This window comes from Pseudomonas sp. F-14 TE3482 (assembly GCF_053629455.1).
The window spans coordinates 519831-543291 of the sequence record NZ_JBRJII010000001.1 but is presented as its reverse complement, the minus strand read 5'-3'; the positions used below and the strand labels follow the sequence as shown (position 1 = coordinate 543291).

Here is a 23461-nt window from a genome sequence, read left to right as displayed (position 1 = left end):
TTTTGAGATAAGGAGTAGCCAATCATGAGCGACCCCGTGATCGTTCTATTGGACCTGGCAGAATTCTGCGAGGCGACCGAACTGTCGGACGTGCATGTGATCGAGATCGTCGAACACGGCATCCTCGAACCTCAGGGAGCACAGCCCAAGGATTGGCGTTTCACCGATTATGAGCTGGTGCTGGCCAAGCGCGCTGCCAAGCTGCGGCGCGACCTGGAGCTGGAATGGGAAGGCGTCGCCCTGGCGCTGAACCTGCTGGAAGAAGTCCAGCAACTGCGGGCCGAGAACCGCATGCTCAAGCAGCGGTTGGGGCGCTTGGTGGTCGAATAGCTATAAACGCAACTGTGGCGAGGGGGCTCAGATCTTCCTGGGCAACACCACGGTAAACAACGTGCCATCGGCCTCATTGGAGCTGACCTCGATCGTCCCTTGATGGGCCTTGACCACTTCCTTGACGATGAACAGTCCCAGACCAAGGCTGGTGGTCGGCCCGTTGAGCGCTTCGTTGGCACTGCGTACCAGCGGATCGAAAATAGTGGGGAGCGCCTCGGGTGGAATCGGCGCACCGTCGTTGTGCACGGTGAGCCGAACGCTGTCCGCTTCGCCCCTGAGGGTCAGCTTGACCGCGTTGTTGCTCGAGCCGTGTTGCAAGGCATTGCCGATCAGGTTCTGCAGCATCTGATTGAGCTTTCGGCCATCCCACACACCTTGGGTATCGCCTTCGACGCTCAATGTCGGATCGCATTGCGGATGAGCAGCGCAGGCCTGGGCAATCGCTTCACGCGCCGTATCGGCCAGATCCATGGGCGCCGGTTCGATCGGCAGGCTCTTGCCCAGGCGACTGCGGACCAGCTCCAGCAAATCGCCAATCATCACCGCCATGTGGCGGGTGCCACGCTTGATGTGGAGCGCGCAGGTCAATGCGTCGCCCTCAAGGTTGGTTTTACGCATCAGTATTTCGGTGGACATGCTCACCGCTTGCAGCGGTGCGCGCAGGTCATGGCCAAGAATTGCCAGAAAAATGTCCCGGGAATGATTGACCTGCTCGGCATAGGCCGCCGTAGATTCGGCCAGGGCTTCGTCGATGGCTTCGTTGAAACGGATCATGTCCTGGAAATAGGCGATGTCGGGGGAGTCCAGGCTGTTGACCCACAAGCGGATCACGCAGGCGCGCAGATGACGGAACTCGCTGGTCATCTGTACCAGGTCAAACCCCACGGTATGCCGCAGCTCGCCATGGCTGGCGCCGGCTTCGTCCAGGCTCGGGGTCTTTTCCGGGCCTTCGCCACGGGCTTTGGCCAGCTGTTCGCTGGCGCTCTGGGGCTTGGTCATGTCCCGCGCAGCCGCCAGCAGGATCGACCTTGAATGATCGCGCAGTGCGGTGCGGTCCATGGATTCGGCGGCAGGGGTGATGGTTTTGGCGAATTGCTCCCATTCATCGACGATGCGGTCAACGTGTAACACGATGAATTCGGAAAGGCGCATGGCGGTTACCTGAGTGCGAGACAGCGAGTCGCATAGTAGCGCTTTTGACTGCGAAAAGAAGACCGCTCACCGGTTGGCATAGGCCCGCGGCTGCGTGGTGGTATCTGTGTATTTTCGGCCACATGATTTTCGAAGGTTCCAGTGCCTTTTCACGGGGGGCTTACCCGATATTTGGTCTTTTGTTTTGGCCAAGGGTGAATAAAGCTGTTGATTCCCGACCTGACAGCAAGGTGATTGAACAGTGGCTGATTTGCATGGAAGCAATTCGCTGGAATCTGAAGCATCTCAAATCGAAAACAACGGCAGGCATTACAGTCGCGTACTCGGTGTTATCCCGGACTCGATCAAGCGTGCATCGGCGCCGAGGTTGAAAGCCCTGACGGAACTGGATCCACAGACTCCCGATTGGTATGGCGAGGCGCGAGCCATTGACCGCCAACAGCTTAAAGCACTGATTGAACGGCACTGGCGCTTGCAGGCCGTGCTGGACAAGACGATGGCTAATTTGCAACAGGAGATAAAGACATTCGCCGAGCCTCTGCTCGGTTCGTTATTAAAAGAAAACTTTAATGTGGTCGAAAACGTTGATGATTGGGTCGTGCAACTTGAAGTGCCGAGCAAGATCATCTTCGGCATCGATACCGGCGCCAGTCGCGTCCGCTCATCTACCTTGTTGGAGGCGGCCTTACATAATTTCGAAACGTCTGAAACCGAGCAAGATGCATGGCGCAGCAGCTCGGGTATCTATCGCAAGGATGCCCGTGGCGTTCTTGCGCGGGTCCCGCAGATCACGTTGCCAAGGTTTGCGTCGTTATGCCGAAGTCTGAATATTGGTGAGCAATACCAGCAACACATCAAATCCATCCTGTTGCCCGCAACACCCATGGCGCAGCGAACCCTGCAGCAAGATTGCGTCGCCAGCGAGAAGGCAGCCTTTCAGGTGGCGGCGCTGGTTGCCCGGTTGAAGGGCGATATCAGCGATCATGCCTACGCCAAACTGTGCGATGTCTGTGAAAGCCGTGCGGGTGTCACCTTGTACGACCGCCCGTTGCACGCTCATCGTTTATCGCTGATGGGTTTCAGGTTGACCGGCATCGTGTTGTTCAGCGCGGTCAGCGAACCGTCGCAGATCAAACGCGCCATCGATGCCCTGACCCCCGTCACCTTGAAGTTCTGGCTGGACTGGTCGCAGCGCATTCCCGTGTTGCCAGGGCGAGAATACGAGCAATACAAACTGTTGCAGGCGTTTTTTGCCAATGGCGCGCAGGGTGTGGACGATGAACTGTTGCGCAGAGAAGATATTTACCGGCAGAGCCGTTTATCCGGTCCGCTGATCGCTTATGTGCCAGAGGATCCGCAACAGCCGTTGAAGGAATACCCATCGCTGGCCGCGTTCATGACAACCCTGCTCGGTCAGTTGCGAAGTACCGGGTACCAGACCTTTTTCAGCCGATTTGTGGCACACAGAGATAAAGGGCACTTTTTTGCCCGGGTCAACGAACGCCTCACGACCTTCACCTGGCAGCAGCGCGAACCTCTCGACATGGGCCCGTGGTGGCGCGAAACGGCGGTCGAGAACCCCAACGCAGAACCGTTCACCAATCTCATTACCGGTGAGTTGTGGCAGACACTGTTTCTCGAACGCCGCGACAAGGCCATTGCCGATGCGCGATGCATCGCCGTGCCGACCGACGACGAAGACGCCACCGCCCGCTTCAAACGCTTGACCAGCTATCTGTCGGTTGGCTGGAACCTCTTCAATTTCACCGCGATGCTGGTGCCCGGTCTTGGCGAAGCCATGCTGGGAATCATGGTCGCGCAGATGCTCGCGGAACTGGCCGAGGGCATCGAAGACTGGAGTAAGGGTGATAAGGCGCAGGCCTCGGCGTACATCAACGGCGTGTTGATCAACTTTGCGCAGTTGGCGCTCATGGGCGCCGGGCACGTGTTGCCCAGTGGCAGGCTGGCCCCGATCAACATCTCGCCATTTGTCGAAGATCTCAAACCGGTGGAGGTGGCCGGCAAGGAGCGGTTGTGGAACCCGGACCTGAAACCCTATGAACAAGCGATGGTTTTGCCGGTGGATGCACCGGTCAGCGAAGAGGGCCTGTTGCGGTATCAAGAACAGGACCTGCTGCGGCTCGACGACAAATGCTATGCGCTGATGCAGGATCCGGAGACCGGGCAGCATCGCCTCCAGCATCCGAGCCGGCCCGAAGCTTATCAGCCGCTGCTGGAGCACAACGGCGCCGGCAGCTGGAAGACCGAACTCGATCAACCGCTTGAATGGGACAAGAGCCGGTTGCTCCGGCGTCTGGGGGCTTCAGTGGATAGGTTCTCCGATGAAACCCTGGAACACATATCGGTCGTCAGTGGCGTGCATGAGGATAGGCTGCGCTGGCTCCACGTGGAGCACGAAACGCCGCCCGCCTCATTACGCGACACGCTTAAGCGCTTTAACGCGTATGCCGATGCCGAGGATTGCGCAGGACGAATTCTCGGCAATCGGATCGATGACGAATGGGCTGAGCTTGTACCGCGGTTCATGACTGAGGTGCGGGGCTGGCCCGAGGGCAAGGCCATCGAGATTTTCGATGCAGCGAATCTGTCAGGCTCGTCGATCAAGGAGGGTTTTGCCAGTGCGTTACCGGCGCATACATTGCGCATGAGCCGACAGGAGCTTGTCGCCGGAATGCTACCTGAGCGGGTTGTCGAGTTCCTTGATGAGCAGGAGCTTCGTGAACTCCTTGGCCAATGGCTGGGCGGTGACCGTCAGGCGCGTATCAAGGCCACCCGAGAGCTGCTTGGCGGGCAGGCACGACAATCGCAAAGACGACTTTTCGATTACCTGTATTCGCGTCGCGAACGCTCGGACAATCTGTTGGTGCGACGGCTCAAAAGCGACTATCCGGATCTGTCGATCAGCATGGCCGAGGATCTGTTGCGTCATGCCGATCCCGCGGACTTGCAACATTTGAGCGAGAAACAACGCACGCCCCTGAACCTGGCGCAACAGGCCCGACACGCGGAGCAGCGAATACGCTTGGCTCGCGCTTATGAAGGGCTCTACCTCAAAGAACTGTACAGCACCGACACGACCCGGCTGGCCTTGCACTCGCTTGAGACCCTGCCAGGCTGGCCGAGTGATCTGCGGCTGGAAATTCGCGAATACTCGGCTCAAGGCCGGTTGTTCGACAGTATCGGCCCGGTGGACGCACCGATGCGCAAACTGTTGATTCTCGGGGAAGACGGCCAGTACCAGGCTCGGGATGCGCTCGATCAGCACCTGCATGGTGACGACACACTGTATGCCGCGGTGCTGCACGCGTTACCCGATACCCAGCGCACGAGCATGGGCTTTGATATCCATGAGGCGCAACGGCTGGAAAACAGGGTCCAGACACATCCGTTGGCGCGCGACCGATTTGAGCCTGTATTGCTGGAAAACCCTGTTCTCAAGCCTTTTTATGATCCGGCCATCATGCGTCTTCGTGGCGGTATGCAACGTTACGCGCAGCAGGCACCGCACGGTTTGGGCTTGCGTCGTCGAGCCTGTTCGCTATATCCGGGGTTCACACAAGAGCAGGTCGAGACCTTGCTGGCGGGGTTCACTCAGAATGGCGGCTCGGCGCATGAGCGTCTTACAGCGCTGGAGGCTGAGTTCAATCAGTTGAACCGGGCGCTGCAACGCTGGCTGAAATCGCCCACCGCCTCGTTTCGATTCAGCTCGGCGGGTCTGGCTGAGGGGCGGTCGCGAAACCTGTTCTATAAAGCGATCAGGCAATGCTGGCGCCGGGCCGGGCCACCGGGACCCGAGGCAGCGGGTGTGGTTCTGCCCCAGGCATTGCTGCTGGACGATATTCCAATGATGGGTCGCCACCTGGCGACCCTGCCGAAGCTGGAAGCCAACTTTGACCATGTCACCATGCTGAGCCTGAGCAATGGCGAGCTCACTGCGCAGGCTGAGCCTTTTTTGGAGGCGTTCCATCGGGTCAGGCAGCTCAACCTGCAAGGCAATCGGCTGACCACCCTTCCACAGGCGGTCAGTGACATGAGCCATCTCACCGATCTGTACCTCAGTGACAACCGCATCGAACTGGATGTGCTGGCGGTCGCACGTCTGAAGAGGTTGACCCGCCTGAGGTCTTTAGACTTGAGCGGCAACCCGTTGAAGCTCACCCCTGACGTCAGTCGGATGCCAGGCCTGCAGACACTGTTGCTAAGCGAGACGGGTCTGGACAGTTGGCCTGTGGGTCTGTTTTCCCAGCCGCGTCCCCACAATATTCATCTGGATTTGCGCTATAACCCGATCACTCGGGTACCGGATGTCGCTCCCGGCTCATTTCGCGCCGAATTGTTGGCGCGCACATTGATCAGTCAAGAGCCGCGCTGGATCTCGCCGGACAATCTGAACACCCTCAGGTTATACATCGAGTCGGTCGGCCTGGACCCCGAGCGTCTGTATCCGCCCCGAGGCACGCTGGACAGTTTGGAGTGGTCCCAGGGGCTGACGGAGTCGCAATGGCTGGCCGGGCAGAAAGTCTGGTACGACGTTGAGGATGAATTCGACTCGCTGCCGTTCTTCAATGAAATCCGCAGGCTCACCCAGTCCGCCGACTTCACGGCCGGCGGCCCCTATCGGGTGGACTTGACCGCCAAGGTCTGGCGGATGCTCGAGGCCATGGCACAGAACAGCGAACTGCGGGTCAGGTTGTTCGCCGAAGCCACCGCGCCCACCGAATGCGTGGACGGTGGGACGCAACTGTTCAACGCCATGGGGGTGCAGGTGTTGATCCATGAGGCCTATGCCCTGGGGCGTCTGGACCTGATCGAACCACAATTGCTGGAACTGGCGCTGGGCAAGTCTCGCCTCGATGAGATCGGCGCCATCGCCCGTCAACGGGTCGCCGCGCGGGTGGCGGCAGGCGAGCAGTTCCGACGGGTTGACGAACACGGCAATGTCAGCGGCACGATCGATGAAGTGGAAGTCCACTTGGCCTACATGACTGACCTGGCCGAGCGTCTGTCTCTGCCATGGCAGGCTCGGGGCATGCAGTTCCGCAAGATCGCCGGGGTGACCCGGCAGATGATCGACGCGGCGTTCGAGCGGATCGTGGCGCTGGAGGAAGGTGATCTGCTGCCGGATCGGTTGCTTGAGCAACCTGTCTGGAAAACCTGGCTGGAGACTTCGTACCCTGATGAACTGAATGGCTTGAAACGACGGATTGACGCCATCACCGAGTTACAGGAGGCGTTGCTACGTCGGGCCGAGGCGGTTGCCCCGAAGGCGAAGTCTGCCCTGGATGTGCAGGTCAACCAGTTGTGTCGCGAGTTGGGCAACGACGAAAACGACTTCGCCGAGGGTCAGCTCATGAGTGACGATGACTACACCCAGGCGCTGGAGGACATCGATCAGCAAATCAGGCAACGGCTGAGAATACTGACCCGGCAAGCGATGGATCGGGCCCGCTTAGCGCTGCTTGGGGTTACACACCGTTAGCAATGCGGGCAAAACCAACGGCCTCGACACAGATGTTCGAGGCCTTTGCTTGTGACGTATCCAGCGACTCAAAACAGGAAGTAGCGCTGAGCCATCGGCAGGGTTTCTGCCGGTTCACACCACAGCAACACACCGTCGGCCTTGACCTGATAGGTCTGCGGATCGACATCGATGTTTGGCAGGTAATCGTTGTGAATCAGATCGGTTTTCTGCACGTCACGGCAACCTTTGACCACCGCGATTTTCTTTTTCAGGCCCAACGTTTCGGGCAAACCGGCCTCCTGCGCCGCCTGGCTGATAAACGTCAGGCTGGTGGCGTGCAGCGAGCCGCCGTAGCTGGCGAACATCGGGCGGTAGTGCACCGGTTGCGGCGTCGGGATCGAAGCGTTGGCGTCACCCATCAGGCTGGCCGCAATGGCTCCGCCCTTGAGGATCAGCGTCGGTTTGACCCCGAAAAACGCCGGACGCCAGAGCACCAGATCCGCCCATTTACCCACTTCCACCGAGCCCACTTCATGGCTGATGCCGTGGGTGATCGCCGGGTTGATGGTGTATTTGGCGATGTAGCGTTTGGCGCGGAAGTTGTCGTTGCCTTCGCCATCACCGGGCAGCGGGCCGCGCTGTTTTTTCATCTTGTCGGCGGTCTGCCAGGTGCGCGTGATGACTTCACCGACCCGGCCCATGGCCTGGCTGTCGGAGCTGATCATCGAGAAGGCGCCGAGGTCGTGGAGGATGTCTTCGGCGGCGATGGTTTCGCGGCGGATGCGGCTTTCGGCGAAGGCCACGTCTTCGGCAATGCTCGGGTCCAGGTGGTGGCAGACCATCAGCATGTCGAGGTGTTCGTCGATGGTGTTGCGGGTGAACGGCCGGGTCGGGTTGGTCGAGCTCGGCAATACATTGGCAAAACCGCAGGCCTTGATGATGTCCGGGGCATGGCCGCCGCCGGCACCTTCGGTGTGGTAGGTGTGGATGGTGCGACCCTTGAAGGCGGCGAGGGTGGTTTCGACGAAGCCCGACTCGTTGAGGGTGTCGGTGTGGATCGCCACTTGAACGTCGTACTGGTCGGCGACGTTCAGGCAGTTGTCGATGCTCGCCGGGGTGGTGCCCCAGTCTTCGTGCAGCTTGAGGCCGATGGCGCCGGCCTTGACCTGTTCGATCAGCGGTTCCGGTAGGCTGGCGTTGCCCTTGCCGGTGAAGCCGATGTTCATCGGGAATGCATCGGCGGCCTGAAGCATGCGCGCCAGATGCCACGGCCCGGAGGTGCAAGTGGTGGCATTGGTGCCGGTGGCCGGGCCAGTGCCGCCGCCGATCATGGTGGTGACGCCGCTCATCAATGCTTCTTCGATCTGCTGCGGGCAGATGAAGTGGATATGCGTGTCGATGCCGCCGGCGGTGAGGATCATGCCTTCACCGGCAATCACTTCGGTGCTGGCGCCGACGGCAATGGTGACGTTCGGCTGGATGTCCGGGTTGCCGGCCTTGCCGATGGCGGCGATGCGCCCATCCTTGAGGCCGACGTCCGCCTTGACGATGCCCCAGTGGTCGATGATCAGGGCGTTGGTGATCAGGGTGTCGACAACTTCTGCCGCCAGCAATTGGCTCTGGCCCTGGCCGTCGCGAATGACTTTGCCGCCGCCGAATTTCACTTCTTCGCCGTAGGTGGTGAAGTCCTGTTCCACTTCGATCCACAGCTCGGTGTCGGCCAGACGGACCTTGTCACCGACGGTGGGGCCGAACATGTCGGCGTAGGCCTGACGGGAAATCTTCATTGGTATTCCTTGCACAAATTTATTGTGGCGAGGGGGCTTGCCCCCGTTCGAGGGCGAAGCCCTCGCAAATCGGTTGATGCGTTCTACCTGATAAACCAAGGTGGCAGGTTTTACGACCGCTGCGCGGCCGAACGGGGGCAAGCCCCCTCGCCACAGGGACGGTGTTAGTCGAGATCACCCATGATCCTGCCGGCAAACCCGAACACCCGGCGATGCCCGGCCAGGTCTACCAGCTCGACCTCGCGGCTCTGCCCCGGCTCGAAGCGCACGGCGGTGCCGGCGGGGATATTCAGGCGCATGCCGCGGCTGGCGGCGCGGTCGAAGGTCAGGGCGTCGTTGGTTTCGAAGAAGTGATAATGCGAGCCGACCTGGATCGGCCGGTCACCGCTGTTGGCCACCTTCAGGCTGAGGGTGCGGCGGCCGACGTTGAGTTCGATGTCGCCGGGCTGGATCTGGTATTCACCGGGAATCATCAATGGGCTCCTTGGAGAATCTTGTAATAGAGGGCGGTCGGTTTGTAGCGGCCATTCGGGTCGCAGGCGTAGTCGGGGATTTCGCCCGCGCGGGTGTAACCCAAAGCCTTGTAGAAGTCTTCGGCAGGGGAGCCGGCTTCGGTGTCGAGGTAGAGCATGCCGCGCTTGTGCTGGCGGGCCGCGAGCTCAACGGCATGCATCATCTGTTGGCCCAGGCCGCGACGACGGGCATGTTCACGCACCAGCAGTTTCTGCACTTCGGCGCGGTTCAGCCCATTGGCTTTCTGGCACAACGTCAACTGCACGCTTGCCTGCACCTGTTCGTCCTTGACCACCACCCAGAGCAGCACGTTGCCTTTGTTCAGGTTCTCCTGGACTTCATCGAAATAGGCTCGGGCCTGGGTCGCATCCAGATCCGCCATGAACCCGACACTGGCGCCATAGCCGACGGCGTCGAGCAGCAAATCAATCAAACCCTGACGATAGTGCGCAAAGCTTTCAACATTGACGCGGCGCAGTTGGGCGGCGTTCATGGGTATCACTCCTTGTGGGGACCGGGTGGCATTGCGCCCGGGTCGAGGATCAGTTGCATGAAGGTCAGGTCCAGCCAGCGGCCGAACTTGGTGCCCACCTGCGGCATTTGGCCGGTGACGACGAAACCGGCCCGGTCGTGCAGCCGGATCGAGGCGCCGTTACCGCTTTCGATGGCGGCGACCATCACGTGTTTGTTGCAGCCTTTGGCGCGTTCGATCAGCACTTCCATCAGTTGCGGCCCGAGGCCATTGCCCCGCTGATCGTTGCGCACGTACACCGAGTGCTCGACCGTGTGGCGGAACCCATCGAACGGGCGCCAGTCACCGAATGAAGCGTAGCCGAGTACGCTGTTGTCGCCGTCGACGATCACCAGCACCGGATAGCCCTGGTCTTGCCGGGCGCTGAACCAGGCCTGGCGGTTGCCCAGGTCCACGGCCTGTTCATTCCAGATCGCCGTGGTATTGAGTACGGCGTCGTTGTAGATGTCGCGGATCGCTGGCAGGTCGGCGAGCAGCGCATCGCGGATGTGGTAAGTCATGGCACGACCTCAGGCGATCGGTTGGTGAACGGTGACCAGTTTGGTGCCGTCGGGAAACGTCGCTTCGACCTGGATCTCCGGGATCATTTCCGGGATGCCTTCCATCACTTGTTCGCGGCTGAGCAGGGTGGTGCCGAAATGCATCAGCTCGGCCACGGTCTGGCCGTCACGCGCGCCTTCGAGCAGCGCCGCGGAAATATAGGCCATGGCCTCCGGGTAATTGAGCTTCACGCCGCGAGCCAAACGCCGCTCGGCCACGAGGCCGGCGGTGAAGATCAGCAGCTTGTCTTTTTCGCGTGGGGTCAGGTCCATCGTTGAGATCCATCAAGGCAGATTAAAAAGAGTTGGATCTGCTTACACAGATCCCCTGTGGGAGCGGGCTTGCCCGCGATTGGGTCATCACATCCAATAGAGATGTGGTCTGTAAGACCGCTATCGCGGGCAAGCCCGCTCCCACAAAAAGCACACATCAGGTGCTCCATATTCTGGGTGGGACGGCTTCTCGCCCCAGCAACGCCGGGCGCAACAACCGCCACAAATCGATCAGCCAACCACGTGCCAACAACGCTTCACTGGCCAGGCATCGGGCGACCAAAAGCCCCGGCAACTGCGTCAGATCTCCGCGTACGTCATTGGGCAGCGAGCGGCACTTCTCCAGTAATTCGCTATCGACTTCACCCGTCACCAGCAACGTCGCAAACACCGGTTGGCCGTCCAGCCCTATCGGCGAATCCAGCAAACCATCATTGCCGACAATGCGCTGGCGTTCATGCCAGAGCAACTGGCCATCGCGGCGTATATCCAGATGCGCCTGAAAATGTCCGAGATCGAAACGCTCACCGCTGGCCGGGCGACCCAGCGCCACCACGTCCCAGTAGAACAACCGCGCATCGCCCTCAAGGTCGATGCGGGTGCTGAGTTCCGCCTGAGCATCGCTGAAGATAATCGTCTCTTGCGGCAGCCACTCCAACGTAGCACCGGCGGCCACGCGCAGGTCGAGTTTCTGATAAGCCGGCCCTGCCGCGCGATACCACTTGGCGGCGCCGGGGCTGGTGATTTGCGCCCAGGCATGCGTGCCGACGCTGGCCGAAATGTCCAGCCGATCACCACCGGCAATCCCGCCTGGCGGGTGGACGATGATGTGCTGACACACCTCGGGGCCTTCGGCGTACAGATGCTTCTGCACCCGCAACGGACCTTTATGGCGACGCTGCACCGGGCGCGTGCTGTCGCCGAAACGGGCGTAGCCCAATTCCAGCTCGGCATGCCAGCTGGGGGTGAACAGCGTGATAGGGGCAGGTAAATTCATAATTTCAATCAATCGCCAGGAAGCTGCAGGTTAGATCGTAACCAGTCCACGGACACCCTCGACTTCCATGTTTTCGCCGCGACCTTGCTGCACGATCTCGCCTCGGGACATGACCAGGTACTGATCGGCCAGTTCGGCGGCGAAATCGTAGAACTGCTCCACCAGCAGAATCGCCATGTCACCGCGAGCCGCGAGCTGCTTGATCACCGCGCCGATTTCCTTGATCACCGACGGCTGGATGCCTTCGGTGGGTTCGTCGAGGATCAGCAGCCGTGGACGACTGGCCAGTGCTCTGCCGATCGCCAGTTGCTGTTGCTGACCACCGGACAAGTCACCGCCACGCCGCTGTTTCATTTGCAGCAGCACCGGGAACAGCTCATAGATGAACGCCGGGACTTCCTTGGCTTCAGCGCCGGGAAACCGTGAGAGGCCCATCAGCAGGTTTTCTTCCACGGTCAGTCGGCCAAAGATTTCCCGGCCCTGAGGCACGTAAGCGATGCCGGCATGCACCCGTTGGTGCGGCTTGAACGTGGTGATCGGTTTGCCTTCCCAGTTCACCGCGCCTTCTTTGGCCGGCAGCAACCCCATCAGGCATTTGAGCAGGGTAGTCTTGCCCACGCCATTGCGCCCGAGCAGGCAGGTGACTTCGCCGACCTTCACCTCAAACGTCAGGCCCCGCAGGATGTGGCTACCGCCGTAGTACTGGTGCAGCTTGTCGACTTGCAGCATTTTTAGAATCCTTCTGTTCCACCCGGAACCCTGTGGGAGCTGGCTTGCCTGCGATAGCGGTATGTCTGTCGACATTGATGTCGGATGTGCAATCGTCATCGCGGGCAAGCCCGCTCCCACAGGTTTTGTATTTGCAGGTCTAGCGGCCGAGATACACCTCGATCACCCGCTCATCGGCCTGCACCTGCTCCAGCGACCCTTCGGCCAGCATGCTGCCTTGATGCAACACGGTGACGTGGTCGGCAATCGAGCCGACGAAGCCCATGTCGTGTTCCACCACCATCAGCGAATGCTTGCCCGCCAGGCTCTTGAACAGCTCGGCGGTGAATTCGGTTTCGGCGTCGGTCATGCCCGCCACCGGTTCGTCGAGCAGCAGCAGTTGCGGGTCTTGCATCAGCAGCATGCCGATTTCCAGAAACTGTTTCTGACCGTGGGACAACAAACCCGCCGGGCGATTGACCGAGGCAGTCAGGCGGATGGTTTCCAGCACTTCGCTGATGCGATCTTTCTGCTCGCCACTGAGGCGAGCCCGCAGGCTGGCCCACACCGACTTGTCGGTTTTCTGCGCCAGTTCCAGGTTTTCGAACACGCTCAAGGCCTCGAACACCGTCGGCTTCTGGAATTTGCGACCGATACCAGCCTGAGCAATCTGCACTTCACTCATCTGCGTCAGATCGAGGGTTTCACCGAACCAGGCATTGCCGTGAGTGGGCCGGGTCTTGCCGGTAATCACGTCCATCAACGTGGTCTTGCCCGCGCCATTGGGGCCGATGATGCAGCGCAACTCGCCGACGCCGATATACAGGTTCAGATTGTTGAGCGCCTTGAAACCATCGAAGCTGACGCTGATGTCTTCCAGGGTCAGGATGGTGCCGTGGCGGGTATTCAGGCCGGGACCGACGCGTTGGCCGAGGCCGATGGCATCGCGGCTGCTGCCGGCGTCCCTGTTGGGCTCCGGCGGGAAAAAGACCGGTTCGAGCATGAATTCAGCCGTCGGTGTAATTCTCATGATTCACCCCTTTTCTTCAGCAGACCGATCACACCCTTAGGCAGATACAACGTCACGACGATGAACAGTGCGCCGAGGAAAAACAGCCAGTACTCCGGAAAGGCCACGGTGAACCAGCTCTTCATCCCGTTGACCACACCAGCGCCGAGCAGCGGACCGATCAGCGTGCCGCGACCACCCAGCGCCACCCAAACGGCGGCCTCGATGGAGTTGGTCGGCGACATTTCACTCGGGTTGATAATCCCGACTTGCGGCACATACAGCGCGCCCGCCAAGCCGCACAGCACCGCGCTCAACACCCAGACAAACAACTTGAAACCGCGTGGATCGTAACCGCAGAACATCAAGCGGTTTTCCGCATCGCGCAACGCGGTCAACACCCGGCCGAACTTGCTTTGCGCCAGCCGCCAACCAATGAACAGGCTCGCCACCAGCAGCAACACCGTGGCGAAAAACAATACCGCACGCGTCCCCGGTTCGGTGATGCCAAACCCGAGAATGGTGCGGAAGTTGGTAAAACCATTGTTGCCGCCAAACCCGGTTTCGTTGCGGAAAAACAGCAACATCCCGGCGAAGGTCAGAGCCTGGGTCATGATCGAGAAATACACGCCTTTGATCCGCGAACGGAAGGCGAAGAAACCGAACACCAGCGCCAGTAGTCCCGGCGCCAACACCACCAGACACATGGCCCAGAGGAAGCTGCTGGTGCCGGTCCAGTACCACGGCAATTCGGTCCACGACAGGAACGTCATGAACGCCGGCAAGCCATCGCCCGAGGCCTGACGCATCAGGTACATGCCCATGGCGTAACCGCCGAGGGCGAAGAACAGACCGTGACCCAGCGACAAGAGGCCGGCGTAACCCCAGACCAGATCGAGCGCCAGGGCAACGATGGCGTAGCACAGGATTTTGCCCACCAGAGTTAGCGTATAAGCCGAGACATGAAAGGTGCTGTCCTCCGGTAACAACGACAGCAATGGCAACGCCAGCAGCAGAGCGAGGATTACCGCACTGACAGCAATCGTGACCTTGGGGCCGGCCTTTTGTGTGGCCGTGAGCAGCAGAGGCTGATTCATCAGTCGATCACCCGTCCTTTCAGTGCGAAGAGGCCTTGCGGACGTTTCTGGATGAACAGAATGATCAGCGCGAGGATCAGGATCTTGCCGAGCACCGCACCGATCTGCGGTTCGAGAATTTTGTTGGCTATCCCTAAGCCGAATGCGGCCAATACGCTACCGGCCAGTTGACCGACACCGCCGAGCACCACCACCAGGAATGAGTCGATGATGTAACTCTGACCGAGGTCCGGGCCGACGTTGCCGATCTGGCTCAGCGCCACACCGCCGAGGCCGGCGATGCCCGAGCCGAGGCCGAAAGCGAGCATGTCGACGCGTCCGGTCGGTACGCCGCAGCAGGCGGCCATGTTGCGGTTCTGGGTGACGGCGCGCACGTTGAGACCCAGTCGCGTCTTGTTCAGCAGCAGCCAGGTCAGCACCACCACAAACAAGGCGAACGCGATGATCACGATGCGGTTGTACGGCAGCACCAGATTCGGCAGCACCTGAATCCCGCCCGACAACCACGCCGGGTTGGCCACTTCAACGTTCTGCGCGCCGAACACCAGGCGCACCAACTGAATCAGCATCAGGCTGATGCCCCACGTCGCCAGCAGGGTTTCCAATGGGCGGCCATAGAGGTGACGAATCACCGTGCGCTCCAGCGCCATGCCGATCCCGGCGGTGACAAAAAACGCTACCGGCAAAGCAATCAGCGGGTAGAACTCAATGGCTTGCGGGGCGAAGCGCTGGAACATCAGCTGCACCACGTAAGTCGAGTAGGCGCCGAGCATCAGCATCTCGCCGTGGGCCATGTTGATCACGCCGAGCAGGCCGAAGGTGATCGCCAGTCCCAACGCCGCGAGTAGCAGGATCGAACCTAGGGACATACCACTGAACGCCTGGCCGAGCATCTCGCCGATCAGCAGTTTGCGTTTGACCTGGGCCAGGCTGGTTTCGGCGGCGGTGCGCACATTGGCATCGGCTTCGACGCCGGGTTCAAGCAACCCTTCGAGGCGGGTGCGGGCCAGCGGGTCGCCGGTTTCACCGAGCAGACGCACAGCGGCGAGGCGCACGGCCGGATCGGTATCGACCAGTTGCAGGTTGGCCAGCGCCAGGCTCAGGGCGGCGTGAACGGTTTCGTCTTTTTCGCCAGCCAGTTGCTGGTCGAGGAATTTCAACTGCGCCGGTTTGGCGCTTTTCTGCAATTGCTGCGCGGCGGCCAAGCGGATTTTGGCGTCGGCGGCGAGCAATTGGTGGCTGGCCAACGCGGTATCGATCAGACCGCGCAGGCGATTGTTCAGGCGCAGGGTTTTTGGTTGGCCATCGACCGTCAATTCGCCTTGTTGCAGGGCGTTGATCAATTCGATACGGGCCGGATCGGGCTGCGCGGCCCAGGTTTCGAGAAGTTTTGCTTGTTGCACGGGATTGGCCGCGACGAAGTCTTCGGCGTCGCCGGCGTGGGTGGCCATCGGCAATAACAGTGCGAGGGCGAGAATGAAGCGGTAAAGGGCGGTGGGCATAGAAAGTCGCCTTGCGCGGACATTGTGGGAGCTGGCTTGCCTGCGATGCAGACGACTCGGTGTGTCTGATGCACCGAGGTGATGCCATCGCAGGCAAGCCAGCTCCCACAGGGATTTGTGTCGGGCCCGAGCTCCGTGCTCGGCCCGACACCCAGTGGCTTAGTTGCTCTTCACCGCATAGTCCGGCTTCTTGTCGTTACCCTGAATGAACGGGCTCCACGGCTGGGCGCGGATCGGCCCTTCGGTCTGCCATACCACGTTGAACTGACCGTCGGCCTGAATCTCGCCGATCATCACTGGCTTGTGCAGGTGGTGATTGGTCTTGTCCATGGTCAGGGTGTAACCGGACGGCGCGGCAAAGGTCTGGCCGGCCAGGGCTTCGCGGACTTTGTTGACGTCGGTGGACTTGGCTTTCTCCGCCGCTTGCGCCCACATATGGATACCGACATAGGTGGCTTCCATCGGGTCGTTGGTCACTGCTTTGTCAGCGCCCGGCAGGTTGTGTTTCTTGGCGTAGGCTTTCCAGTCGGCGACGAATTTCTTGTTCTGCGGGTTCTCGACCGACTCGAAGTAGTTCCACGCCGCGAGGTTGCCCACCAGCGGTTTGGTGTCGATGCCACGCAGTTCTTCTTCGCCCACGGAGAACGCCACGACAGGAACGTCGGTGGCTTTCAGGCCCTGGTTGGCCAGCTCTTTATAGAACGGCACGTTGGAGTCGCCATTGACGGTGGAGATGACGGCGGTCTTGCCACCGGCAGAGAATTTTTTGATGTTGGCGACGATGGTTTGATAGTCGCTATGACCGAACGGGGTGTAGACCTCTTCGATGTCCTTGTCCGCCACACCTTTGGAGTGCAGGAACGAGCGCAGAATCTTGTTGGTGGTGCGCGGGTAGACGTAGTCGGTGCCGAGCAGGAAGTAACGCTTGGCGCTGCCGCCTTCTTCACTCATCAGGTATTCCACCGCCGGAATCGCCTGCTGGTTAGGCGCGGCGCCGGTGTAGAACACGTTCGGCGACATCTCTTCGCCTTCGTACTGCACCGGATAGAACAGCAGACCGTTGAGCTCTTCGAACACCGGCAATACCGACTTACGCGACACAGAGGTCCAGCAACCGAACACCACGGCGACCTTGTCCTGCGTCAGTAACTGCCGGCCCTTCTCGGCGAACAACGGCCAGTTCGATGCGGGGTCAACCACCACCGGTTCAAGCATCTTGCCGTTGACGCCGCCCTTGGCGTTGATTTCGTCGATGGTCATCAACGCCATGTCTTTGAGGGATGTTTCGGAGATCGCCATGGTCCCGGACAACGAATGCAGAATACCGACCTTGATGGTCTCGGCGGCCTGGACCGTCCAGGCCATGCCCATCGCGGCAATGCTTGCCGATAGTGTGAAAGCCTTGATCAAACTGCGACGCTTCATTGTGCGATCTCCATGAACGTTAAAGTTTTTTATGGTTGGCAGATGCGGACGACTGAAGGGTCTTTAGCAAGGGCTGTGCCCGGTCGGGGAAGGGCAAGGAAATGTCGTATTAGAGCGGTTGCGCGGGTTTGGCGGCGCACCATGAAGGACCGCGTTTGGCGCATGGGTGCAACGAGGTGCGCCACATTGGGGCGTAGGTGTCGTGCGCTGAATCTATGCACGACACAAATTCTGTGGGAACGGGCTTGCCCGCGATAGCGGTGTGTCATGGGCGGGAATGTTGAATGTGCCGCCGTCATCGCGGGCAAGCCCGCTCCCACAGGGGGAGCGGTCATTAACAAAATTTGTGAACGACACAAATCCTGTGGGAGCGGGCTTGCCCGCGATGAACGATAACGCGGTCTACGCCGGGTCGACGTTGTCCAGCGCCCGGTTCACCGCCAGTTCCGCGAGCATGATGACCTGCTGAATCGCCATCGCTGTATGGCGCTGCGGGCCGATCAGGTTGTTGGCGAAATCGCTGGCCAGGACACTCGCCGAGGCCAACGATTCACAGGCGTGGGCCAGCAGGCTTTCGGTGCCGGCATCCGGGGCAACCAGGAACAGGGTGCTAGGGCGGCGAGGTTTTTCGGTGTATTGATTTGGTGGATCGGGGACTAATTTCTTCATTTAAATTCTCTGTCCGTGCTGGGGCCACCACTTGCCGTTTCTCACACGGAAAGTGGTGGCAGCTATGTGCAGGGTGAGAAAACCGGGAACAGAGAACCGGCCGGACCGAAGTCCGCCCGCACACAGCCGCCATAGAGCATTGCAGGCAGCGAATAGCTGGCGGCAATTATGGTGATACTGACGGTAGATTCATACATCTCTGTTGCCGGGTTCTCACACCCGATCGCTGAGTGTTCAGCGACAGCCCAAGACTAGAGGGCCCACGTCCGACGAACAACCTGAAAAAGGCGTGGGAAAGTTCCCTGTTTTGACACATCCGTTAAACATTCAAAAGCGCAACGCGGAGCGTCCCTGGCGGCAGGCACAGGATCGCAAATCCCTGTGGGAGCGGGCTTGCCCGCGATAGCGGTGGGTCAGTCACGAGGATGTTGAATGTGCCGCCGTCATCGCAGGCAAGCCAGCTCCCACAGGTGCAGTGGTTTTTTTGGAGATCAGCGGCGGCGCATCAAGCCGATGAAGAACAACCCGCCGATGGCCGCGGTGGCGACGCCGATGGGCAAGTCTTCCGGGGCGATCAGGGTGCGGGCGGCGACATCGACCCAGACGAGGAACAGACTGCCAAGCAACACGCACACCGGCAGCAACCGCCGATGCTCGGCCCCGACCAAACGCCGGGCAATGTGCGGCACCATCAGCCCGACAAACCCGATAGACCCACTGATCGACACCAACACCCCCGTCATCAACGACGCAATCAAAAACACCCGCAAACGTACGGTGCGAGCATTCAGCCCGAGGGTCACAGCCGTCTGTTCACCGGCCATCAACGCATTCAACGGCCGGGCCAGCCCCAGCAACAACACCAGCCCCAGCAACACGCTGGCCGCCGGCACCGCGAGCAATTCCCAACGCGCCAACCCGAGGCCGCCGAGCATCCAGAACATCACCGCCGAACTGGCGCGATGGTCGCCCAGAAACAGCAGCAAATTGGCGATCGCCATCATCACGAACGACACCGCCACGCCGCACAACAGCAGCCGATCACTGTCCAGCCGCCCATGACGGTTGGCGATCATCAGCACGATCAACATGCTCAACAACGCGCCGATAAACGCCGCAATCGGCAAGGTCAGCAGGCCTGCGATCTCACCAACATGCAACACCACGATCACTGCACCGAGGGTGGCGCCGGAGGTGACCCCGAGCAAGTGCGGATCAGCCAATGGATTGCGCGTCACCGCTTGCAGCACCGCACCGATCAACGCCAGACCAGCACCCACCAGCGCACCGAGCAACATGCGCGGCACGCGGATCAGCCAGACGATGTGTTCCTGGCCGGCGCTCCAGTTCTGCTCGCCGATACCGAACGTCTTGTGCAGCAGAATCCGCCACACCACCTCCACCGGCACCCGCGCCGGGCCGAAACCCAGCGACACCACGCACGACACCAGCAACAGCGCGCCGAGGGCGGTCAGCAACAAGGCATAGCGACGATCAATCATTCGCCGTGGAAACCCTTGGCCAGGGTTTCGACCGCCAGCACGTTGTCGATCCCGGGCGTGGCTTGCACGTAAGGAATGACGATGAAGCGCTGACTCTTGATCGCGTCCACCGATTGCAGTGCCTTATTGTTCAGCAGGAATTGCTCCTTCTGCTCCGCGGTAACTTCGCCGTAGTCGACGATCACGATCACCTGCGGATTGCGCTCGACCACGTTCTCCCAATTGACCCGCGTCCAGCTCGCCTCGATGTCGTCGAGAATGTTGCGCCCCGCCCGCTGCATCGATCAGCGCCTGAGGCATGCCGAGTCGCCCGGACGTCATGGCCCGGTCTTCACCGCTGTCGTAGAGAAATACCCGAGGCTTGTCTGTCGGCAGATCCTTGCGCACCTCGGCGACTTGCGCCTGCATCTGGGCAATCACGGCATTGGCGCGATCCTGCACGTCGAAGATTTTCCCGAGGTTGCGCAGGTCGTTGTAGGTGTCTTCCAGGCTGGCCGGTGGGCGCTTCATAACGAAGGCGCAGGACTCGGTAAGTTCGTAGACGTTGATGCCCAGCGGTTGCAGGGTTTGCGGCGTGAGATCACCGCCCACGCGCATGCCGTAATCCCAACCGGCGAAGAAGAAATCGACGTTGGCATTGAGCAGGGTTTCCACCGACGGGTACTTGGCCGCCAGTTCCGGCAGGCCATCAAGGATGGTCTGCATCTGGGGCGTCACCGACTTCCAGCCGGTCACGCCGCTGTAGCCGGCCATCTGCGGTTTGAGACCGAGGGCGAGCATCATCTGGGTCATGTTGATGTCATGGCTGACCGCGTGTTTTGGCGCTTGCTTGAACGTCACTTCGCGGTTGCAGCTCTGGACGGTCAGCGGGTATTTCGTGGCCTCGGCGAAGGCTTGGGCACTGCCCAGCAACAGAGCGACGCAAAGCAGGGAACGCAAAGTCATGGTTGGGTTATCCAGGTGATTCGTGGGTAGCCGTGCAAGGGATGGTCGTCGATCAGGGCGTCGACGCCGAACACGTTGTGCAAAAGTTGTGCGGTCAGGACTTCTTTGGGTGTGCCGCTGGCAACGATGCGTCCGTGATTGATCACGTACAGCCTATCGCAGAAGGCTGCCGCCAGATTGAGGTCGTGAATGCTCGCCAGCGTGCCGATCTGCAGGCGCTTGACCAGTTGCAACAACTCCAGCTGATAGCGCGGGTCGAGGTGATTGGTCGGTTCGTCGAGGATCAGCAGTTGCGGTTGCTGGGCCAGGGCGCGGGCGAGGATTACCCGCTGTTTTTCACCACCGGAAAGGGTGGCGAAGGCGTGGTCTTCGAAGCCTTTGAGGCCGACCGATTCCAGGGCCTGGCTCGCGAAATTTCGGTCCTCGAGGGTGTCGCCATCAAACAGGCCTTTGTGCGGCGTGCGGCCCATGGCGACCACTTCATCCACGGTCAGGCCGAAGGCGTCGGGGAACTCTTGTAACACCACCGCGATGCGTTGCGCGCACCAGCGTGAGGATTGCTTCCAGACGTTGTGATGGTCGAGTTTTACCTCACCGCGTTCCGGTTTGCTGAAGCGATAGGCGCAACGCAACAGGCTGGTCTTGCCGCTGCCGTTGGGGCCGATCAACCCGACGAACTCGCCCGCGGCTACGTGCAACGATGCATCACGCAGCTGGAACTGGTGATGGCAATGGCCGTGGCCCAGGGGTGTCCAGGCGAGGTTCGTGAGGTTCAGCGAGGTCATGCGTGTTCCCTTGGCATTTTCGGTGTAGCTGATGGCCCATCGCGGGCAAGCCCGCTCCCACAAAGATTGCGCGATTCCTGTGGGAGCGGGCTTGCCCGCGATGAGGCCCTTGGATCAAAAGGTGCAGTCAGCGGTGACGAAAAACGATCGCGGTTCGCCGAGAATCCACTGCCGGCCCGCATTGTATTGGCTTTACGCGTACGCGTATCTCGCCTGTTTCATGATGAAGGTGAGATGGATTCAGTTTGTTTCTTTGGATGCCTTTTAACCGCAAAAGCGCATCGGGGAACTATCAGTTATGAGAGTAGGCAGCCTCACTGAACAACATTACCGTGACACATCCAGATGCCAAGGACTGCCCCTATGCTCAGGTTTATGTCGCTGATGGTTTCGATGGCAATTATTGCCAGTGTGCAATGCGCTCGCTCCCAGGCAGAGGAGCAATCCTGCTCCTCTGCCTGGGAGCAAAGCGCTGCCCGTGCCAGTTGCAAGCCTCTAAAGACGGCGTCGTTGCCAGAGACACCGCCAATGGCCGTATCCGAACCGCAAGGATGCCGGATCAGGGTCATCTGCCGGAACCAATTCGGAGGTGGTTCACCGGTCGATTATCCCAACCTTGATCCTCTCAGCGTCCAGCGCCTGCATAACTGCAATGGCGAGCTGAAGACCGATGGCTGCCAATGATGAGGGGCTGACCCAGGCCAGCCCCCGCACATTCTGAGTCAAGCCGCCGGGCCGGTTTCAGCCAGGCCATTCAGGCGAGAAAGCAGCACCCGATCCAACACCCAGACCACAATTAACGAAGCCCCCACCAACGGAAACATCACCGCCAGCCCGAACATGATGACCATCGCGGTTTTCCATTTCGGCAGGTCGTGACGCAACGGCGGCACACCGAATTTGCCCTGTGGCCGGCGTTTCCACCAGATCACCACACCGCTGACCGCGCTGAGTAAAATCATCAGGCAGATCAGCAGCACGATGATCTGATTGAGCGGGCCGAACATCTTGCCTTCGTGCAGCATCACGCCGACTTCGGTGGCCCGGGCGACGTTGCTGTAATGCTGCCAGCGCACGTCGGCGAGGACGTCGCCGGTGTACTGGTCGACATGCAGGGTGGCGTCATTGCGTGGGTCATCGGCGAACACGGCGATGGTGAATACGCCGGTGGCCGTGGTGGGGAAGGTGATGCTGTAGCCGGGTTCGACTTTGCGTTGCACGGCGATGTCTTGCACGTCTTGCAGGCTGATGGTCGGCGCTGCCTGGCCGGCTTGCGTGCCGGTGTGAGCCATATGTTCAGCGTGGTCGCCGGACATCGGCATCGGCGTGTTTTCCATGGCCCACGGCACGGTCTGACGCGTGGCGCTGTTGAGGCTGCGGGCCTCGACGTCGGATTTGGGCACGTCATTCCACATGGCTACCGGGAAGCGGTTCCAGAGGTCGGCATATTGCTTGCCCCAGAACCCGGTCCAGGTCATGCCGCTGAGCAGCATCACCAGCAACAATGATGCGCCCCAGAACCCGGTCACTGCGTGCAGGTCACGCCAGAGCACTCGGCCGCGACTGTTCAAGCGAGGCCAGAGAATCCCGGCGGACTGGCCGCGCGGCCACCACAAAAATACCCCGGAGACCACCAGCACGACGCCCCAACCGGCGGCCAATTCCACCAGCCGATCACCGACGGTGCCGATCATCAATTCGCCGTGAATCGAGCGCGCGACTGCTTGCAGATTCTTCTTCGCGTCTTGCTCGCCAAGGATGTCGCCGTGGTATGGATCGATGAACACGTTCAGTTCATGACCTTCATTGATCACCACAAATTGCGCACTGCGTTCGGCGTTGGCCGGCGGCAGGTACTGTTTGATCTGGCCCTGTGGATACGCCTCTTTCACCCGTTTGAGCAGGTCGTCTGCGGCGACTGTGTGATGAGCGGCGGGGACGTTCAGCAGGCTGCCGTACATCAACGGATCGAGTTGCGGTTTGAACAGGTAAATGATGCCGGTCAGGGCCAGCATCACCATGAATGGCGCGACGAACAGGCCGGCATAGAAATGCCAGCGCCAGGCCAGGTTGTAGAAATTCGGTTTGGGCTGTTTCATTTGTGTGCTCCGCTTGGCGATTCATTTGTCTTGAAAAGATCGCAGCCTCCGGCAGCTCCTACGGGATGTGCGTACACCGCAATTCCGGCGACATCCTTGGCCCATGTAGGAG

The 23461-nt window shown here is 60.3% G+C and carries 17 protein-coding genes and 2 pseudogenes; 2 read left to right on the top strand and 17 right to left on the bottom strand.

Annotated features, from left to right (window positions below):
* Positions 1–24: 24 nt before the first annotated feature.
* Positions 25–330 carry a chaperone modulator CbpM gene (locus tag AB7M26_RS02370; RefSeq protein WP_123499775.1) on the top strand — a complete coding sequence of 102 codons (306 nt, stop codon included), beginning with the start codon at positions 25–27 and terminating at the stop codon, positions 328–330.
* 27 nt (positions 331–357) lie between these two features.
* Here AB7M26_RS02370 and AB7M26_RS02365 read toward each other — a convergent pair whose 3' ends face one another.
* Positions 358–1485, bottom strand: coding sequence for a sensor histidine kinase (locus tag AB7M26_RS02365; protein ID WP_123499773.1), 1128 nt, complete (start codon positions 1483–1485; stop codon positions 358–360).
* A 241-nt stretch (positions 1486–1726) separates the two neighbouring features.
* Here AB7M26_RS02365 and AB7M26_RS02360 point away from each other — a divergent pair, with 241 nt between their 5' ends.
* Positions 1727–6985, top strand: coding sequence for a dermonecrotic toxin domain-containing protein (locus tag AB7M26_RS02360; RefSeq protein WP_429387767.1), 5259 nt, complete (start codon positions 1727–1729; stop codon positions 6983–6985).
* 68 nt (positions 6986–7053) lie between these two features.
* On the opposite strand, the gene ureC is transcribed toward AB7M26_RS02360, so the two are convergent.
* From ureC to AB7M26_RS02280, 16 genes and pseudogenes are all read right to left on the bottom strand, one after another.
* Complete coding sequence (gene ureC, locus AB7M26_RS02355; protein ID WP_123499769.1) at positions 7054–8754, bottom strand: urease subunit alpha; 1701 nt, start codon at positions 8752–8754, stop codon at positions 7054–7056.
* 164 nt (positions 8755–8918) lie between these two features.
* A complete protein-coding gene (locus AB7M26_RS02350; protein ID WP_008011171.1) occupies positions 8919–9227 on the bottom strand; it encodes an urease subunit beta in 309 nt (102 codons plus the stop codon).
* The gene (locus tag AB7M26_RS02345) at positions 9227–9760 is read right to left on the bottom strand and encodes a GNAT family N-acetyltransferase (protein ID WP_007907362.1); all 534 of its coding nucleotides are present in this window, start codon (positions 9758–9760) and stop codon (positions 9227–9229) included. The genes AB7M26_RS02350 and AB7M26_RS02345 overlap by 1 nt, the downstream gene beginning before the upstream one ends.
* 5 nt (positions 9761–9765) lie before the next feature.
* Positions 9766–10299, bottom strand: coding sequence for a GNAT family N-acetyltransferase (locus AB7M26_RS02340; RefSeq protein ID WP_123499767.1), 534 nt, complete (start codon positions 10297–10299; stop codon positions 9766–9768).
* Positions 10300–10308: 9 nt separating this feature from the next.
* A complete protein-coding gene (gene ureA / locus AB7M26_RS02335) occupies positions 10309–10611 on the bottom strand; it encodes an urease subunit gamma (protein ID WP_007907366.1) in 303 nt (100 codons plus the stop codon).
* 157 nt (positions 10612–10768) lie between these two features.
* On the bottom strand, positions 10769–11608 hold the full coding sequence (locus AB7M26_RS02330) for an urease accessory protein UreD (protein WP_123499765.1): 840 nt from the start codon (positions 11606–11608) through the stop codon (positions 10769–10771).
* Positions 11609–11638: 30 nt separating this feature from the next.
* Complete coding sequence (urtE, locus tag AB7M26_RS02325; RefSeq protein WP_123499763.1) at positions 11639–12337, bottom strand: urea ABC transporter ATP-binding subunit UrtE; 699 nt, start codon at positions 12335–12337, stop codon at positions 11639–11641.
* A gap of 139 nt (positions 12338–12476) precedes the next feature.
* The gene (gene urtD, locus AB7M26_RS02320; RefSeq protein ID WP_123499761.1) at positions 12477–13346 is read right to left on the bottom strand and encodes an urea ABC transporter ATP-binding protein UrtD; all 870 of its coding nucleotides are present in this window, start codon (positions 13344–13346) and stop codon (positions 12477–12479) included.
* The gene (urtC, locus tag AB7M26_RS02315; RefSeq protein WP_123499758.1) at positions 13343–14422 is read right to left on the bottom strand and encodes an urea ABC transporter permease subunit UrtC; all 1080 of its coding nucleotides are present in this window, start codon (positions 14420–14422) and stop codon (positions 13343–13345) included. The genes urtD and urtC overlap by 4 nt, the downstream gene beginning before the upstream one ends.
* Positions 14422–15924 carry an urea ABC transporter permease subunit UrtB gene (gene urtB / locus AB7M26_RS02310; RefSeq protein ID WP_123499756.1) on the bottom strand — a complete coding sequence of 501 codons (1503 nt, stop codon included), beginning with the start codon at positions 15922–15924 and terminating at the stop codon, positions 14422–14424. Before urtB ends, urtC begins: the two co-directional genes overlap by 1 nt.
* Positions 15925–16083: 159 nt before the next feature.
* Complete coding sequence (gene urtA, locus AB7M26_RS02305; RefSeq protein WP_007907378.1) at positions 16084–17349, bottom strand: urea ABC transporter substrate-binding protein; 1266 nt, start codon at positions 17347–17349, stop codon at positions 16084–16086.
* A gap of 402 nt (positions 17350–17751) precedes the next feature.
* Positions 17752–18000: pseudogene (locus tag AB7M26_RS02300) on the bottom strand (DUF6124 family protein); the annotation flags it as partial.
* Between the two features lie 509 nt (positions 18001–18509).
* Complete coding sequence (locus tag AB7M26_RS02295) at positions 18510–19520, bottom strand: FecCD family ABC transporter permease (protein ID WP_123499752.1); 1011 nt, start codon at positions 19518–19520, stop codon at positions 18510–18512.
* Positions 19517–20465: pseudogene (locus AB7M26_RS02290) on the bottom strand (ABC transporter substrate-binding protein). Before AB7M26_RS02290 ends, AB7M26_RS02295 begins: the two are co-directional and overlap by 4 nt.
* Entirely contained in the window at positions 20462–21250 is a 789-nt protein-coding gene (locus tag AB7M26_RS02285; RefSeq protein ID WP_123499748.1) for an ABC transporter ATP-binding protein, read from the bottom strand. Before AB7M26_RS02285 ends, AB7M26_RS02290 begins: the two are co-directional and overlap by 4 nt.
* Before the next feature lie 722 nt (positions 21251–21972).
* Positions 21973–23349 (bottom strand): PepSY-associated TM helix domain-containing protein, encoded by a 1377-nt coding sequence (locus AB7M26_RS02280; protein ID WP_123499742.1) that lies wholly within the window; start codon positions 23347–23349, stop codon positions 21973–21975.
* Positions 23350–23461 lie beyond the last annotated feature (112 nt).

What these genes read in the sequence shown, in the direction of transcription:
- AB7M26_RS02295 (WP_123499752.1), bottom strand. Translation starts at nt 19,520, where the DNA reads ATGATTGATCGTCGCTATGCCTTGTTGCTGACCGCCCTCGGCGCGCTG.
- AB7M26_RS02365 (WP_123499773.1), bottom strand. Translation starts at nt 1,485, where the DNA reads ATGCGCCTTTCCGAATTCATCGTGTTACACGTTGACCGCATCGTCGAT.
- AB7M26_RS02370 (WP_123499775.1), top strand. Translation starts at nt 25, where the DNA reads ATGAGCGACCCCGTGATCGTTCTATTGGACCTGGCAGAATTCTGCGAG.
- AB7M26_RS02280 (WP_123499742.1), bottom strand. Translation starts at nt 23,349, where the DNA reads ATGAAACAGCCCAAACCGAATTTCTACAACCTGGCCTGGCGCTGGCAT.
- AB7M26_RS02350 (WP_008011171.1), bottom strand. Translation starts at nt 9,227, where the DNA reads ATGATTCCCGGTGAATACCAGATCCAGCCCGGCGACATCGAACTCAAC.
- AB7M26_RS02285 (WP_123499748.1), bottom strand. Translation starts at nt 21,250, where the DNA reads ATGACCTCGCTGAACCTCACGAACCTCGCCTGGACACCCCTGGGCCAC.
- urtB (WP_123499756.1), bottom strand. Translation starts at nt 15,924, where the DNA reads ATGCCCACCGCCCTTTACCGCTTCATTCTCGCCCTCGCACTGTTATTG.
- ureC (WP_123499769.1), bottom strand. Translation starts at nt 8,754, where the DNA reads ATGAAGATTTCCCGTCAGGCCTACGCCGACATGTTCGGCCCCACCGTC.
- urtE (WP_123499763.1), bottom strand. Translation starts at nt 12,337, where the DNA reads ATGCTGCAAGTCGACAAGCTGCACCAGTACTACGGCGGTAGCCACATC.
- AB7M26_RS02330 (WP_123499765.1), bottom strand. Translation starts at nt 11,608, where the DNA reads ATGAATTTACCTGCCCCTATCACGCTGTTCACCCCCAGCTGGCATGCC.
- AB7M26_RS02340 (WP_123499767.1), bottom strand. Translation starts at nt 10,299, where the DNA reads ATGACTTACCACATCCGCGATGCGCTGCTCGCCGACCTGCCAGCGATC.
- urtA (WP_007907378.1), bottom strand. Translation starts at nt 17,349, where the DNA reads ATGAAGCGTCGCAGTTTGATCAAGGCTTTCACACTATCGGCAAGCATT.
- urtC (WP_123499758.1), bottom strand. Translation starts at nt 14,422, where the DNA reads ATGAATCAGCCTCTGCTGCTCACGGCCACACAAAAGGCCGGCCCCAAG.
- ureA (WP_007907366.1), bottom strand. Translation starts at nt 10,611, where the DNA reads ATGGACCTGACCCCACGCGAAAAAGACAAGCTGCTGATCTTCACCGCC.
- urtD (WP_123499761.1), bottom strand. Translation starts at nt 13,346, where the DNA reads ATGAGAATTACACCGACGGCTGAATTCATGCTCGAACCGGTCTTTTTC.
- AB7M26_RS02345 (WP_007907362.1), bottom strand. Translation starts at nt 9,760, where the DNA reads ATGAACGCCGCCCAACTGCGCCGCGTCAATGTTGAAAGCTTTGCGCAC.